Raw genomic sequence first — 15,674 nt, forward strand, 5'->3', positions numbered from 1 at the left:
TTTATACGAAAAGACCCGCTGCCTGGTTTCAGACAGCGGGTCTTTTTCTTTCATTATTTTCTTAGAGAAGCGCCAAATCGCTCTTCAAGGCTGCGCAAAATGTTTTCGTGCGCTTTCGTTACTTCTTCATCTGTTAAGGTTCGTTCTGGGTCATAGTATTTCAGCGAGAACGCCAAGGATTTCTTTCCTTCTTCCATTCGTTCTCCTTCATACAAATCAAACAGGCTGCTTTCCTTCAACAGTTGTCCTCCGGCTTCATGGATGACTGTATTCAAATCACCTGCCGGCAGATTTTTGTCAACCACAACCGCAATATCCCGTGTGATGGAAGGGAAACGAGGAAGAGTTTGATATATGGTTGGTTCGACACTCGCCCCAAGAAGCTGGTCAAGATTCAATTCGAATACATAGCTTTCATTCAGATCCCAATCCTTCTGGGTTCCTGGGTGAATTTGCCCGACAAAGCCAGCGGCAATGCTGTCGAGCTTAACAACAGCCGTACGCCCCGGATGCATGCCCGGAAGGCTTTTACTCTCAAATGAAATCCTGCTTTGCAGGCCAAGTTCTTCAAACAGACCCTCAAGAATTCCTTTCACAACAAAGAAATCCATTTTCTTCTTCTCACCCTGCCAAGGATGAATGCTCCACAATCCCGTCAAAGCTCCGGAAAGATAGGTCTTTTCTTCCGGTAAAACAGATAGGGATTGCTCATGGGCAAAAAATACCGAACTGATTTCAAAGATGCCGACATCATCAATTGAACGGTGATGATTATGCTTTAGCACTTCAAGAAGCTGAGGAATCAGCGTACCCCTGAGCGTACTGCGCTCTTCGCTCATTGGATGGGAAACTTTGATGCTGTGCACGTTTTCCTGCTCTTCTGAAAACGTAAAGGCAGTGGACTTCTCTGGTGTTGTGAGCGCATAGGTTACGGCTTGATACAGACCGGTTCCCTCCATATAGCGCATCACTTTGCGGCGTGCAGCCTGATACGGTGTAAGCCCGCCAGGACGCCCTTCAGAAAACAAGTAGGTGGTAGGGATTCGGTCATATCCATAAATCCGGCCGACTTCCTCCACAAGGTCCGCATCGATCGTGATGTCCGGCCTTCTCGTTGGAACGGTCACGATATAGTTTTCGCCCTGGACGTCGAATTCAAAGCGAAGCCGCTTTAAAATAGCGCTGATCTGTTCAGCTTCAATCTCAGTACCAAGCAGGCTGTTAATACGTGTTTTCGTTACTTCAGCTTTTCCTTCAGAAACCAACCGTTCCCCTGCTTCAACAATTCCCTCTGCCACTTCACCGCCTGCGTATTCGGCCATGAGTGAAGCTGCACGGTATGCCGCATCATATACACGGTTTCGGTCAATTCCTTTTTCGTAACGTGAGCTTGCTTCACTTCTCAATCCAAGATCCTTTGATGCCGCTCTTACACGGATGCCTTCAAAATAAGCAGCTTCAAGCAAGACTGTTGTTGTATTGTCCTGTACTTCGGATGTAGCACCGCCCATAACTCCGGCAACAGCTACAGGTTCTTCGCCATTAGTAATCACCAGGTGATTGGCTCCAAGCTTTCTCTTGGCATCATCAAGGGTAACCATCTCTTCCCCGTCTTTTGCGCGGCGGACAAGAATTTCCTTTGATCCAAGACGGTCATAGTCAAAAGCATGAAGTGGTTGACCATATTCGAGCAAAACGTAGTTGGTAATGTCCACAACGTTATTGATTGGACGGATTCCCGCTGCAATCAGGCGGTTTTGCATCCATAGCGGCGATGGAGCAATCGTGATGTTCTTGATGATCATGGCTCCGTAGTACGGGTTGTCTTCTTTCGCATCCACAGTAACGGATACATAATCCGAAGCTCTTTCACCCGACGTTTCCACTTGCACCTCGGGAAGACGCAGCTCTTCATCTAGAATAGCAGCCACTTCATATGCCACTCCAAGCATATTAAGGCAGTCTGCACGGTTAGGTGTTAGTCCGAGCTCCAGAACATAGTCATCGAGGTTCAGATATGCCAATGCATCGCTTCCGATTTCTGCATCAGAAGGCATAACAAAGATCCCGCTGGAATATTCTTTTGGCACAAGTTTCGCTTCAACTCCCAATTCAGTGAGAGAGCAGATCATTCCGTTGGAGGCTTCTCCGCGAAGCTTCGCTTTTTTGATTTTGAAATTGCCGGGAAGCACTGCTCCCACTTTTGCTACAGGAACTTTCTGGCCGGCTGCCACGTTGGGTGCTCCGCATACGATTTGAACCGGCTCTTCTTCACCCAGGTCAACTTTACATACACGCAATTTGTCCGCGTTTGGATGCTGGACACATTCGAGCACATGGCCGACCACTACACCGGTAATCCCTTTATTGAGGGACTCAACGATTTCTACTTCAATTCCGCTTTTTGTTATTTTATCTGCAAGCTCTGCCGCAGAAAGATCAAGATTCACATAGTCTTTTAGCCAATTATAAGAAACTAACACAGCATTCCCCTCCTTATGCCTTTTTGAATTGTTTTAAGAAACGAAGATCGTTTGTATAAAAATGACGGATATCATCAATTCCGTATTTCAGCATGGCGATCCGCTCCGGCCCCATGCCGAATGCAAATCCGGTATATTTTTTTGAATCAAAGCCTGCCATTTCAAGTACATTCGGATGAACCATTCCAGCCCCGAGAATTTCGATCCAGCCTGTATGCTTGCAGATGGAGCATCCTTTTCCTCCACATTTAAAACAGGAAATGTCCATTTCCACAGACGGCTCCGTAAATGGGAAGAAGCTTGGGCGCAAACGGATTTTGCGGTCTTCTCCGAACATTTTTTTTGCGAAGGTTTCCAAAACGCCCTTTAAATCACTCAAGCGGACATTTTCTTCAACAACCAGACCCTCAATCTGCATGAACTGATGGGAGTGGGTCGCGTCGTCGTCATCTCTGCGGTACACCTTACCGGGCGAAATGATTTTAACCGGCCCTCTTCCATGATGCTTTTCCATTGTTCTTGCCTGAACCGGAGAGGTCTGTGTTCGAAGCAGGATGTCCTCCGTGATAAAGAAAGAATCCTGCATGTCGCGTGCCGGATGATCTTTTGGCAGGTTTAGCGCTTCGAAATTATAATAATCGGTTTCCACTTCAGGTCCTTCAGCCACCGTGAAGCCCATCGTTAAGAAAAGGTCTTCAATTTCTTCAATAACTGCAGTTAACGGATGAGCGTTTCCTTGTCGTACAGGACGCCCCGGAAGCGTAACATCAATGGATTCTTTCTTCAGCTTTTCTTCGATCACCGCTTGTTCAAGCTCGGCGACTTTTGATTCCAGTGCTGACGTAATCGCGTCACGCACCTCATTCGCATAAGCTCCTACAACCGGGCGCTCTTCGGGTGAAAGCTTGCCCATTCCTTTCAGCACTTCAGTAATCGGGCCCTTCTTGCCCAAATAGGATACTTTAACATCCTGCAGTGCTTTTAAATCACTCGCCTGCTCAATTTTCAGCAGCGCTTCTTCTTTTAGTGCTTGTAATCGGTCCTGCATATCATCGGCCTCCTTTTGAAAATAAAAAAACCCCGTCCATAAAGGGACGAGGATTCGCGGTACCACCCAAATTAATCAAGAGAAAAAGGCAAAGAGCCTCTTGTTCTTGTTCACTTCATTTCCATAACGGACTGGGTCCGGTTCACCCTACTGATTATACGTTCAGGCGACTGCTCAGGAGCGAATTCGATAAATTCAACCGTAGAAACACTTTCAGTCAAGGTGCTTCCTCCCTTTACCGGTGAGCTTTTATGTACTACTCTCCATCATTGCATTTGGTTCATGCAGTTGTCTTCTTATTATAGTGGAACTTTCATGTCTGTGCAATTGAATTTACGTTTTCCATTCAGTTATTGCCGGTTTCTCAGAAGTTCATACAGCATAATACCCGAAGCGACAGCGACATTTAATGATTCAGCATTCCCGAACATGGGGATGTATAAGAGTTCGTCTGCTGCTTCTATCGTTACAGGACGGACACCGCTGCCTTCATTTCCGACCACAAGGGCAAAGGCCCCGGATGAGTGGACCTCCTGAAGCGGTTTCGCTCCTTTCAGGGCTGACACAAACACAGGCACGCCTTCCTTTTTGCAATCTGCGATCCATTCATCAAGACTTCCTTTTATCACAGGAAGATGGAACAACGATCCTTGCGTGGAGCGCAGCACCTTGCTGTTATATACATCAACCGTTCCTTCCCCCAGAATAACTCCATCAATGCCTTGAGCATCAGCGGTCCTGATGATGGTTCCAAGGTTGCCCGGATCCTGAACCCCGTCAATCAAAAGATACTTCCCGTCAGGACTCGGCTTCAGAGGCTGTTCCTTCAGGCGGCATACCGCCAGCACACCTTGAGGCTGCTCGGTATCACTGAGTAATTTCATGATTTTCTTCGGAACCACCCAGGGGTCAAATGCAGAAACATCCCAGGTTTCAGGAAGTGTATAGGATTCCTCCACAATTAAATGAGCAATGGGAACGTGATGGCGTAATGCTTCTTCAATTAAATGAGGACCTTCGATAATAAATTGGCCTGACTTGTCCCGTTCCTTTTTCGTATAGAGTTTTTTCCATTGTTTAACCGACGCATTTTGTTCGGATTCAATCCGTTTCATTCATCAACCATCCTTTATGACGTTCAACTTTTTTTATTATATCTTCAAAATGATACATAATCCATGCGCTCTTAATAAAAACTAGGAAATAGCACAAACTTAAAAGAACTAAATTGATCCTGAGGTGATGAATATGGATATCGATATCCGCAAAGCAGTCCTTGCCAATGTTTCCGGCAACAACAAAGAGCAGCTCGAAAGCACAATTGTGGATGCCATCCAAAGCGGTGAAGAAAAAATGCTGCCAGGGCTTGGCGTATTATTTGAGGTCATCTGGAAAGAATCGGACAACCAGAAAAAAGAAGAAATGCTGTCCACTTTATCAAGCGGCTTACAATAAACAACATCCCGGGAGTTTTCCCGGGATGTTGTTTTTAATAGCCTTCATCCTGCCGTTGGTGGTTAATTCGGTTTTTTTCATAATACCCTTCAATGATTGTTTCTTCCGAAAAACCAAGCAGATCACCCAGGCCGATGAATTCTGAAAAAAGCGACCGGAACAGCGAAATATCTTTCTTCCCCTGAAGCTGTCCAATTCGCTGGTAGAGACACAAAAATTGATCGGTCAGATTTTCGCGATGGTACGATTCTGCATCTTCCATGTCCTTTATGCCCAAATCGAGACCCACCGAAAGAAGAAAGTGCAGTCCATCAACATACTCTTCGAGAATCACTTCATAGGAAGAAGGGGGCTTCAAGCTCCAGTACTTAAAACACCGTGTTTCATTTGCCAGCTCCCCCAGTTCAACCAGCAGGGCAAGCAGCCTTTTTTCATAAAGGTCCTCATTATGTAACTGATGCTCATCCACAATTCGCGCATTCAGTGTTGCCTGCATTTCAAATAATTCTTTAAAACTCACTTCATCCCCTCCTATCGCCCCATTATAGCAAGCGTTCCGGCCATATCACAAGGATGCAAAAAGCCCGGGTAACATTATACCGGGGCTCAATCCTCTGTCTTATGCGCTTTTGGCTTTTGATTTTTCTTTTTCGAAGAACTCTTCCCACTTCATGACCCATTCCTTTTTTCGGAGAAGATGGAATAAAACGAGCATAACAGCGGCAATCCCGATTCCCCATATCATGGATATTTTAAAAATATAATGTCCGAAGGTGGAATACATAAAAGCCAGGGGTATGTTAGACACCGCACTTGCTTTTGTATACTCTTTAAAGCTCTTAGTGATTTCCAGAATCAACAGCGACAGCAGCTGAAAGTGGATAAACGGAACAAGCTTTAAAATGGCGATCTGGCCAATCGAGAATGGCATGCGCTTCCCCACGACTTTCCGTTTGATCTTCAAGAAGCGGTTCAGCATCTTCGGCATTTTTTTCAGAAGGCCGTAAAACAGCACACTGGACAAGGTAATGCCGATGATGGAGTACAACGTTCCATATACGGAACCAAACAGGACGCCACCCGCCATACAGATCAAACCCACGGGAAGAAAAAGAAATTGTCTCATCAGATGAAGAAGAATAAAAAAGAGCGGAGCAAAGATACCGGCAAACTTCAGGATTTCCAGGATTTCTGTGAGCTCATGCTGCATGATCCAACCCTCCTTATCGCCATCATATGACATAAGACGAGCAGTTATTCATTTAATTACACAGACCACGAATATTTCAAATGGGTTTATGACAGGTTAACAATAGAAAAGATGGATTTCTTTAACAGATGAGCCTATGAATGAGGAGTGGATGATTTTATGGATACTGTTGTACTTGCCCGGTCTTTTTTTGGAACATCCTTGGCCTTTCACATTATTTTTGCAACACTCGGGGTGGGAATTCCCCTGATGATTGTCATCGCTGAAATTCTTCATCAAGTAAAAAACGACAATGATTATGCCATTATGGCAAAACGCTGGACGAAAGCATTCGCTGTACTGCTTGGTGTTGCCATTCCGTCAGGAACGATCGTGGGCGTCCAGCTTTCATTACTGTGGCCGGGTTTTATGGAAATCGTGGGAAAGGTAATATCCCTCCCCTTTCAGATCGAGCTGTTTGCCTTTTTCATTGAAGCCCTGTTCATGTCAATTTACGTCTATGCCGCGGATCGTCTTCCTAAGTTTTTCCGTATCATTTCCGTCATTCTTGTAGCTGTTGGCGCCGTCGCTTCAGCGATATTGATTACAGCTGTTAATACCTGGATGAATACGCCAGATGGATTCAAGATCACAAAGGACGGGACGATTTTTGATGTGAATCCATGGGACGCGTTCTTTAATCCAAGCTTCCTTTCTTCCGCCTTTCACGTCTCGGTGACGGCTTATATGACTGGCGCCTTTGCCGTCGCTTCGGTCGGGGCTTATAAGCTCTTGAAAGGAAAGCTATCAAAAAATGAATCCGTATATCATAAGAAGGGCTTTCTGCTGGCAATGATCGTTGGTCTCCTGTTTTCCCTGATCTCCAGCTTTTCCGGGCATCACTCTGCGCAAATTTTACACGAGCACTCACCCGAAAAACTGGCAGCCGCAGAAGGATTATTCGAAACCCAGCGCTATGCCCCGCTTGCGATCGGAGGATTTACAGATCCAAAAACAGAGGAAGTGAAGTATGGGATCGAAATTCCCTGGATGCTGAGCTGGCTGGCAGCGGGGAAATTTGATACGAAAGTGAAAGGACTATACGAATTCCCCCGGGAAACCTGGCCGCCATTTTATGTACATACCCTGTTCAATGTCATGGTGGGAATAGGCTTTATGCTGCTCGGTTTGGCTGCTGTTGCGTTATTTTTCTGGTGGTATTACGGAAAAAGAAAGAAAAGACCCTATCCGAGATGGCTGTTGTTCCTATTAATCTTTTCAGGTCCGCTGTCCATGCTCGGCATTGAATTCGGCTGGATTTTCAGCTGCAGCGGCAGGCAGCCGTGGACCATCTACAGAGTGCAGACGACGGCAGAAGCCGCTACACAGTCCCAGAACCTGGCCCCGCTCTTTCTGCTGTTCATCGGGCTTTATCTGATGCTCGGTATACTGACCATACTGATTCTTACAAGTTATTTCAAACGGAATCCTGTTTCCAAGGAATTTGAAAAATACTCCGGCTATTAACCGAAGAAAGAGGGATCACTATGCACGAAGAAGTCATTGCCATCCTGGTATTATGGACTTTTATATTCATCTACAGCATTTTCGGGTCCATCGATTTTGGAGCAGGCTTTTGGGCCATGATTTATCATGAGCACCGGACATCCGCGGGGAAAATCGCGAACCGGTTTCTTTCACCCACCTGGGAAATTACGAACGTGTTCCTCGTTCTGCTTGTTGTGGCGTTTGTCGGCTTTTTTCCAAAAGGAGCATTTACACTTGGAACCGTGCTCCTTATTCCTGTCTCGCTGATTCTGTTTTTGCTGGCAATCAGAAGTGCTTTCATGGTATTTTCCTATTCGGTGCAAGGCTATCGAAAAACCATGTTCTTTATCTCGGGAATATGTGGTGTCTTAATACCTGCACTGCTGATTACGGTTCTCCCTGTCAGCCAGGGCGGATTTATTTCTGGATTTAACGGCAGGGATGTTCTTCTCATCGGAAAGCTGTTTACCAGCCCGTCGCTGTATATGTACATCCTATTCGGGCTAACCTCTGAATTATTTCTTTCCTCCCTGTTTCTTGCGGACTATTCCAAAGTATCGAAGCAGGAAGGAGCATATCGTCTCTACAGAGGAAATGCACTGCTGCTCGGGCCGTTGACGCTTGTTGCCGCCGTGGTTACCTTATTGGTCTTACCGCCGGAAGCGAACTGGCTGATTGACAATTTGTCTGATCAGCGGATCTGGTTTATCTTGTCTTTCCTCGCCTTTCTGGCAGGCTACGGTTCATTGTGGTGGAGAAACAGGGATATGGATACTGCCGGTAAGCCGAGGCTTGCCCTCCTGGCCATCATTGCACAGTATGGTTTTGCAAGCTACGGCTATGGCATGGCACACCTTCCCTATATCGTTTATCCCGGACTTACCATTTATGATGCTTTTACCGCAAAGGAAACTTTCTATTCTCTTATGATTATGTATGCTGTAGGGCTCGCCATTCTCACACCCGGCTTTTATGTGTTCTGGAGATTATTTTTAAAAGACAAGCGCTATCTCCAGCAGGAGTAGCGCTCTCATCCGATAAAATATCTTGCCACAATAAACACTTCAGCCAGGACCAGAATAGGTACGCCGATCTGGAAACTCGGGTGTTTTGTTTTATGTCGGAACTGAATCATGCCTGCCCAGATACCAGCCGCACCGCCGATGACGGCAAACAGCCACAGCCGTTTTTCAGGAGTGCGCCACTTTCCCGCCTTTGCTGCTTCTTTATCGTGATGCATCAGCCAGAAGGCAAGCACATTGATCACCAGTAAATAAATATAGATCATGGAATAAATCCTTTCTGCTACAGCAAAAGCCATTTTCTGATTTAGAAAATGGCTTTTCGGTGCTTAACTTATGCGTTTAGGCTGTCTTTTGCTTTTGTAGCAAGTTCAGCGAATGCTTTTTCGTCTGTTACTGCGATTTCTGCAAGCATTTTACGGTTGATATCGATGCCTGCAACTTTAAGACCGTGCATCAAACGGCTGTAAGAAAGACCGTTTGTGCGAGCTGCCGCGTTGATACGAGTGATCCAAAGTTTACGGAAATCACGTTTCTTTTGACGGCGGTCACGGTATGCATACATAAGAGATTTGAAAACTTGCTGTTGAGCAACTTTAAATAACTTATGTTTGGATCCGAAATAACCTTTAGCTAGTTTTAATACTTTTTTACGACGACGACGTGACACATAGCCACCTTTTACTCTTGGCATTTTAAAACCCTCCTAGATATATACGATCAGTTAGTATTATTTTTTCTTGTAAGTCAATAGTGTACGGATACGTTTGTAGTCTCCGCTTGTAACAATTCTCGCTTTACGAAGTTTACGCTTCGCTTTTGTAGATTTGTTAGCGAACAAATGGCTTGTATACGCGCGTCCACGCTTTAATTTACCTGTTCCAGTTTTTCTGAAGCGCTTTGCAGCACCTTTATGAGTTTTCATTTTAGGCATGATTGGATTCCTCCCTGGTAAGTAATTATTTTTCGGTTGTTGGTGCTAAAATGAGGAACATGCTTCGGCCTTCCATTTTAGGTCGGACTTCAATCGTAGCAACGTCTTCACATTCTTTAGCTAATTTTTCAAGCACAGTTCTTCCGATAGAGGAGTGCGTAATCGCACGGCCACGGAAACGAATGCTTGCTTTTACTTTGTCGCCTTTTTCAAGGAACTTACGAGCATTTTTCAGCTTCGTATTGAAATCATGTTCCTCAATTGTTGGGCTCAAGCGAATTTCTTTGGTCGTAACAATCTTTTGATTCTTACGAGCTTCTCTTTCTTTCTTCTGCTGTTCAAACTTAAACTTCCCATAGTCCATAATACGGCACACAGGCGGTTTGGCAGTTGGAGCTACAAGCACAAGATCAAGATTAGCGTTTGCCGCAATATCAAGAGCTTCATGACGTGTTTTAATCCCTAGCTGGCTGCCATCAGCCCCGATAAGTCTTACTTCACGAGCACGGATGCCCTCATTGACAGACATGTCCTTACTAATAGTAAGTCACCTCCAAGAATTTTTGTGAGTCAGTTCCACTCAGCATTTTGTAAACAAATAAAAAAGCGTCGGCGCATACTGCACCCACACTACCATAACATCATCTCTGAAAGTTCGGTTGACCAGCCAACTGCAAGTTGCGTTGAACAGGTGAGAAGCGGGTGCTTCTGCTTTGGTTCGAAACTAAATATTTAATTACCTAAGTTAATATACCATTGACAAGCAGTACTTGTCAACTGACGATCTGTTTTTCACAACAGAATTTATTGTACCGCATAACTTGGAGTTTGGCAAGGGGAAAGCAAAAAGGTTGCTTATGCTCCGGTGCTTGGAAGTGGTTGATCTCCGTTTCAGGATGCTCGCTTTCCACGGGGCGTGCGGTGAGCCCCTTAAGCGCAAGCGCTTAAAGGTCTCACCTGTCACGCTTCCCCCGTAGGACAAGGAACGCTACGGCAGCGATTCATCGCACGAAGAAAATGTGATTTTCATTTTCGAGGAGTCTCGCACCTTTCACTGCAATCAACCGTTCAATGAAGCTCTAAAAACATCTCAATGCTAAATTTTTAGAAAGAAAAAAGAACTGCGAAGCGATTCGCAGTTCTTAAGGGTTAGCCTCTTTTGTTGACTTGTGCAAGGATGCTTTCTTTGAATGATTCGAAAGCTATGTTTTCTGATTTTTGCTCTCCGTATTTACGAACGTTTACGGTCTGGTCGGAAATCTCCTGATCCCCGAGTACGAGCATGTACGGGATTTTCTGCATTTGTGCTTCACGGATCTTGTAGCCGAGCTTCTCATCACGGTTGTCCACTTCTACACGGATGCCTTCTTCAAGCAGTTCTTCGCTTACCTTTTTGGCATACTCTTCGTGGACAGAAGAAACCGGAATGATTTGAACCTGTACCGGAGCGAGCCATACAGGGAATGCTCCTTTGTATTCTTCGATCAGGAAAGCAACAAAACGTTCCATTGTGGAAACGACACCGCGGTGAATAACAACTGGACGGTGGTCTTTCCCATCACGGCCTTTATATGTCAGGTCAAAACGCTCTGGCAGGTGGAAATCGAGCTGTACTGTGGATAGAGTTTCGTCTTTTCCAAGCGCAGTTTTCACCTGTACATCAAGTTTCGGGCCATAGAAAGCCGCTTCGCCTTCTGCTTCAGAATAATCCAGGCTCATGTCTTCCATTGTTTCTTTGAGAAGCGCCTGTGCTTTTTCCCACATCTCGTCATTGTCCACGTATTTCTCTTTGTCTTCCGGATCACGGTAGGACAGACGAAACTTGTAATCAGTGATGCCGAAATCCTTATAAACCCTTTGAATGAGTTTAACCACACGGATAAATTCATCCTTCAGCTGGTCAGGACGGGCAAAGATATGAGCATCATTGAGTGTCATGGAACGCACACGCTGAAGGCCGGCGAGAGCCCCGGACATTTCATGGCGGTGCATGGTTCCGAGTTCCGCAATACGAATCGGCAAATCGCGGTAGCTGTGCATGCTGTTCTTAAATACCATCATGTGGTGAGGACAGTTCATCGGACGAAGCACAAGCTGCTCGTTATCCATTTCAATCGCAGGATACATATCCTCCTGGTAGTGGTCCCAGTGCCCGGATGTTTTATAAAGCTCTACACTTCCCAGATGAGGAGTGTACACATGGTCATATCCGAGCTTTACTTCAGTATCCACGATATAGCGTTCGATGATGCGGCGGATGGTTGCACCCTTGGGAAGCCATACCGGAAGGCCCTGTCCGATTTTTTGAGAAATCGTAAAGAGATCGAGCTCTTTCCCAAGCTTACGGTGATCACGCTCTTTCGCTTCCTGAAGATAGACCAGATGCTGATCGAGCTCTTTTTGATTCAAGAAGGCAGCGCCATAAATACGCTGAAGCATTTGGTTGTTGCTGTCGCCGCGCCAGTAAGCACCTGAAATGCTCATCAGCTTGAACGCCTTGATTTTACCGGTGGACGGCACATGCGGCCCGCGGCAGAGATCAAAGAATTCACCCTGTTCGTAAATAGTAATCACTGCATCTTCCGGCAGGTCGCGGATCAGCTCAAGCTTCAGATGATCGTCCAGCTTTTCATAAATGGCCAAAGCTTCTTCCCTGCTGACTTCCTTTCGCACGATCGGAAGGTTTTCGCTGACGATCTTTTTCATTTCTTTTTCGATTTTTGGAAGGTCTTCTGGTGTTAGAGCTTCCGGCATATCGATGTCATAATAAAATCCATTTTCAATTACCGGACCAATGCCGAGCTTCACATCTTTGTACAGCCGCTTGATCGCCTGGGCCATCAGGTGGGCAGTGCTGTGCCTCGTCATTTCAAGTCCTTCAGCAGAATCCTGGGGAACGATTTCTATCGATGCATCCTCCTCAATTGGACGGGTAAAATCATATAATACACCGTCTACTTTCCCTGCTACGGATTTTTTCTTCAGACTAGAACTGATGGAGTCAGCCACTTGTTCGGAAGTAGTCCCTTTCGGATATTCACGAACAGAACCATCAGGAAATGTCAATTTAATGTCTGCCATGTTCAATCTCTCCTTTTTTCTTACATACAGTATGCACGTTAATGATTAAATTAAAATACAAAAAACACCCGTCCACAAAAAGGGACGAGTGTTGTACTCGTGGTTCCACCCTTGTTCCGCAACAATGAACTGCTGCAGCACTCGGTCAAGGTTTAACGGCTTTGGGCCGTCAGCGACTACTCTGTTTTCACCGCTGAAGTTCAAAGGGGGTACGATATTTTCCCGTGTTAGAATGCTTTCAGCCGGGGCATTCCTCTCTTTAAACCGTAAAAAATATCACATGGCCTTATCTTTACTCATTTTGGTATCCAATTGATACCTTCATTATAGGCATGCCACCCCTCAAAATCAAGAGCTAACTTTGGCGGTTGATCCGGCCATAAAAGGAATGGAGCGGTTTTTTAACCAACCGTTCCTGAAAAATATTCTGCAGGGTATGCACCATGCCATGATTATCCTCTTCCAGGTACAAATGAAGGATTTCCGGGGAAAGGCCGATAATTGGCCCCAGCACTTCCTGGTCCAGGTCGAATTCCTGTGTCACGACCAAAGCTCTTTCATGCATCAGCTCCAGCATTTTTTTGCTGTACAGCCGGTAATGATTGTCATAAAGCTTGAATTCACCATCATAAGCCACATGAACCTCATCCGTAAGGTACGGCTGACTCGCGGCACTTTTCCGGAGCTGCTCCACAAATGCCTGGTAGTCAAGCTCCAGTTTGTATTCATCTATCGCACATTCCACATAAACCTGCAGCAATTCAAAGTAATCCTTCAGGCGGAATTGCAAAAATGACTCAAATGTGAACGCCAGCTCTTTTTCTGACAGGATTTTTTTCCAGGCATCCCTCATGTGGTATTCACAAGTATCCAGCTCTCTGACCGCCGGTACATCTTCCCGCTCCTGTTCAATGAACTCCTTGACGATTGCCGCAATTTCCCGCTGCTCCTGATGGTCAGTAAAATAAAAAAAATGCTCGATATAAAAAAGGATACGGGATTCCTCCACTTTTTTTCGGGTATACGCGGCCATAACCTCTGCGGCGCTTTCTAAATCACAGGTTGTATTCAGCACCAGGGAGTAGTCCCTGCGTTCTACAAAGGAAGGTTGAATGTTAAGTGAATTCGCCATCTGCTGCAGTTCCTTTTGTAATTGGTAACACGTTTTTTGATCTGCAAAAATAAGTTCTGCCAACCCTGTCCCTCCCCTAAACACTCGATGATACACTATATGGGACAACGTCCTGAAAAATGAACCCTTTTCAAAGAATATTAAAAAACAGCAGGTTTCCCTGCTGTCCTTCTAATCAATGGCAAATTTTCTTTCAATAAAATTCAAAAGATGGGTCAGCGTCAATGTGAGAATTAAATAGATAAAGGCAACCGTTAAGAATGGCTCCCATGGACGATAGTATTCTCCCATCATCGCCCTTCCCCAATACATCAGCTCTTCAGTGGCAATAATCGCTGCCAGGGACGAGTCCTTAATCAGAACAATGAATTCATTCCCAAGCGGGGGAATCATCCTCTTGGCCGCCTGAGGTATGATAATGGAATTCATTGTCTGCCGGTGGGTCATCCCCAAAGAACGGGCAGCTTCCGTCTGTCCTTTATCAATCGATTGTATCCCCGCCCTGAAAATTTCCGCGATATAGGCAGCAGCATTAAGGGAAAGAGCCGTAATCGCTGAGATTAGAGCTACCGGAGGTTTCATAAAAAGCGGCATGACCGCAAAATGAATAAGCAATATTTGTACAAGCAAAGGGGTTCCCCGGAAGAAATTAATGTACCAGATAAAAGGCTGGCGGAGAAATGCGTTGGAAGACATTTTCCCAAGTGCGATCAACAGCCCCAAAACCGTTCCAATCACGATGCTCGCTGCTGAAATTTCTATGGTAATCAATGTGCCTTTCAGGAACAAAGGCATGTATTTTTCGATAAGATCAAATTTAAAATCCATCTGTGCCTCCGGTCATTTTGTCAGGATTATTTTTTCAATGCGTCGAGGTTCGGTTCTACTTTAAACCATTTCTTATAGACCTTGGAGTATGTTCCGTTGTCAATGACCGTTTTTAATGCTTTATCTATTTTTTTCTTATTCTCGCTTCCTTTTGGAAAAGCAATGCCATAGTATTCGGACTCAAAGTTGGTTTTATCATCAACTACCGTCATCTTTTTGTCTGGGTTGTTTTTGGCATATTCATCAACCACTGTATTGTCCGCCACCACTGCATCCACTTCCCCGTTCAGCAGGGCCTGGATTGCAAGTACGTTGGTTTCGTATTTTTTTACGTTGGCATCACCCTTGCCGAATTTCTTTTCCAGTGCGTCCTGACCGGTCGTTCCGTTCTGGACACTGACTTTCTTTCCTTTCAGGTCATCCACGCTCTTTATGGAGGAACCTTCTTTGACGAGGATTTTGTTGATGGATTCAAAATATGGAGAGGAGAAATCATAAGTCTCTTTCCGCTTATCATTGATGGTGATGGCTGAGATACCAGCCTGTACCTGTTCACTCTTGAGGGAAGCAAATAAAGGTTCCCAGCCTGTATTCTTCAGCTCGTATTCCAGTTTTGCTTCTTTCATGACAGCTTTAAGCAAGTCAGCATCAAACCCGACGATTTTCCCGTCCTTCAAATACTCAAATGGTGCATAAGCCGCATCCGTCCCGACCACCAGCTTCTTGCCTTTGCTTCCATCACCTGATCCAGATCCGGATGTTGATTGGCTTCCACAGGCTGTTAAAGCCAGCACACTCACCAATAATAAAAATAAAATGACTTTTTTCAAGCTTGTTCCCCCTTTTTATATATGTTCTATTCCATTATAACAAAATTATCAAAAATGAGAATATTCTCATAATTTTTTAAGCCAATATGTTGTTTACAAACAAAAAAAGCCCGGCCCTTTGTTA

General features: G+C 45.2%; 16 protein-coding genes and 3 other annotated features. Of the genes, 3 read left to right on the forward strand and 13 right to left on the reverse strand.

From position 1 onward, the window contains the following. Positions 1-53: 53 nt before the first annotated feature. From pheT to QYB97_RS21530, 3 genes are all read right to left on the reverse strand, one after another. The gene (gene pheT, locus QYB97_RS21520) at positions 54-2,483 is read right to left on the reverse strand and encodes a phenylalanine--tRNA ligase subunit beta (RefSeq protein WP_301168085.1); all 2,430 of its coding nucleotides are present in this window, start codon (positions 2,481-2,483) and stop codon (positions 54-56) included. 13 nt (positions 2,484-2,496) lie between these two features. Further along, the gene (gene pheS, locus QYB97_RS21525; RefSeq protein WP_301168086.1) at positions 2,497-3,531 is read right to left on the reverse strand and encodes a phenylalanine--tRNA ligase subunit alpha; all 1,035 of its coding nucleotides are present in this window, start codon (positions 3,529-3,531) and stop codon (positions 2,497-2,499) included. A gap of 39 nt (positions 3,532-3,570) precedes the next feature. Further along, positions 3,571-3,810: a binding site (T-box leader), on the reverse strand. Between the two features lie 71 nt (positions 3,811-3,881). Further along, on the reverse strand, positions 3,882-4,646 hold the full coding sequence (locus QYB97_RS21530; RefSeq protein WP_301168087.1) for a TrmH family RNA methyltransferase: 765 nt from the start codon (positions 4,644-4,646) through the stop codon (positions 3,882-3,884). A gap of 133 nt (positions 4,647-4,779) precedes the next feature. Between QYB97_RS21530 and sspI the strand changes: the two genes are divergently transcribed. Continuing rightward, positions 4,780-4,986 (forward strand): small acid-soluble spore protein SspI, encoded by a 207-nt coding sequence (sspI, locus tag QYB97_RS21535; protein ID WP_301168088.1) that lies wholly within the window; start codon positions 4,780-4,782, stop codon positions 4,984-4,986. A gap of 34 nt (positions 4,987-5,020) precedes the next feature. Here the strand turns inward: sspI and QYB97_RS21540 are convergent, their stop codons facing one another. Together QYB97_RS21540 and QYB97_RS21545 are read right to left on the reverse strand one after the other, a co-directional pair. Beyond that, complete coding sequence (locus tag QYB97_RS21540) at positions 5,021-5,506, reverse strand: dUTP diphosphatase (protein ID WP_301168089.1); 486 nt, start codon at positions 5,504-5,506, stop codon at positions 5,021-5,023. Positions 5,507-5,605: 99 nt separating this feature from the next. Further along, a complete protein-coding gene (locus tag QYB97_RS21545) occupies positions 5,606-6,196 on the reverse strand; it encodes a TVP38/TMEM64 family protein (protein WP_301168090.1) in 591 nt (196 codons plus the stop codon). Positions 6,197-6,355: 159 nt separating this feature from the next. On the opposite strand from QYB97_RS21545, the gene QYB97_RS21550 reads away from it, so the two are divergent. Both QYB97_RS21550 and QYB97_RS21555 read left to right on the forward strand, forming a co-directional pair. Continuing rightward, positions 6,356-7,702: a cytochrome ubiquinol oxidase subunit I gene (locus QYB97_RS21550; protein WP_301168091.1), complete on the forward strand. Its 1,347-nt coding sequence runs from the start codon at positions 6,356-6,358 to the stop codon at positions 7,700-7,702. Positions 7,703-7,722: 20 nt separating this feature from the next. Then, positions 7,723-8,748 (forward strand): cytochrome d ubiquinol oxidase subunit II, encoded by a 1,026-nt coding sequence (locus QYB97_RS21555; protein ID WP_301168092.1) that lies wholly within the window; start codon positions 7,723-7,725, stop codon positions 8,746-8,748. Positions 8,749-8,753: 5 nt separating this feature from the next. Here QYB97_RS21555 and QYB97_RS21560 read toward each other — a convergent pair whose 3' ends face one another. The 8 genes from QYB97_RS21560 to QYB97_RS21595 form a co-directional block, all read right to left on the reverse strand. After that, a complete protein-coding gene (locus QYB97_RS21560) occupies positions 8,754-9,011 on the reverse strand; it encodes a DUF1294 domain-containing protein (protein ID WP_301168093.1) in 258 nt (85 codons plus the stop codon). A gap of 68 nt (positions 9,012-9,079) precedes the next feature. Further along, positions 9,080-9,439 carry a 50S ribosomal protein L20 gene (gene rplT, locus QYB97_RS21565; protein WP_301168094.1) on the reverse strand — a complete coding sequence of 120 codons (360 nt, stop codon included), beginning with the start codon at positions 9,437-9,439 and terminating at the stop codon, positions 9,080-9,082. Positions 9,440-9,475: 36 nt separating this feature from the next. Then, positions 9,476-9,679 carry a 50S ribosomal protein L35 gene (rpmI, locus tag QYB97_RS21570; RefSeq protein ID WP_301168095.1) on the reverse strand — a complete coding sequence of 68 codons (204 nt, stop codon included), beginning with the start codon at positions 9,677-9,679 and terminating at the stop codon, positions 9,476-9,478. Positions 9,680-9,704: 25 nt separating this feature from the next. After that, positions 9,705-10,208: a translation initiation factor IF-3 gene (gene infC / locus QYB97_RS21575; protein WP_301168096.1), complete on the reverse strand. Its 504-nt coding sequence runs from the start codon at positions 10,206-10,208 to the stop codon at positions 9,705-9,707. Between the two features lie 65 nt (positions 10,209-10,273). Then, positions 10,274-10,399, reverse strand: a sequence feature (ribosomal protein L20 leader region). A gap of 429 nt (positions 10,400-10,828) precedes the next feature. After that, on the reverse strand, positions 10,829-12,760 hold the full coding sequence (gene thrS / locus QYB97_RS21580) for a threonine--tRNA ligase (protein WP_301168097.1): 1,932 nt from the start codon (positions 12,758-12,760) through the stop codon (positions 10,829-10,831). A 77-nt stretch (positions 12,761-12,837) separates the two neighbouring features. Further along, positions 12,838-13,062, reverse strand: a binding site (T-box leader). A 53-nt stretch (positions 13,063-13,115) separates the two neighbouring features. After that, complete coding sequence (gene ytxC / locus QYB97_RS21585; RefSeq protein ID WP_301168098.1) at positions 13,116-13,955, reverse strand: sporulation protein YtxC; 840 nt, start codon at positions 13,953-13,955, stop codon at positions 13,116-13,118. A gap of 108 nt (positions 13,956-14,063) precedes the next feature. Beyond that, positions 14,064-14,720: an amino acid ABC transporter permease gene (locus tag QYB97_RS21590; RefSeq protein WP_301168099.1), complete on the reverse strand. Its 657-nt coding sequence runs from the start codon at positions 14,718-14,720 to the stop codon at positions 14,064-14,066. Positions 14,721-14,746: 26 nt separating this feature from the next. Next, entirely contained in the window at positions 14,747-15,550 is an 804-nt protein-coding gene (locus tag QYB97_RS21595) for a basic amino acid ABC transporter substrate-binding protein (RefSeq protein ID WP_301168100.1), read from the reverse strand. Between the last annotated feature and the right edge of the window lie 124 nt (positions 15,551-15,674).

The sequence above is a fragment of the Fictibacillus fluitans genome (assembly GCF_030418125.1).
GTDB lineage: Bacteria > Bacillota > Bacilli > Bacillales > Fictibacillaceae > Fictibacillus_C > Fictibacillus_C fluitans.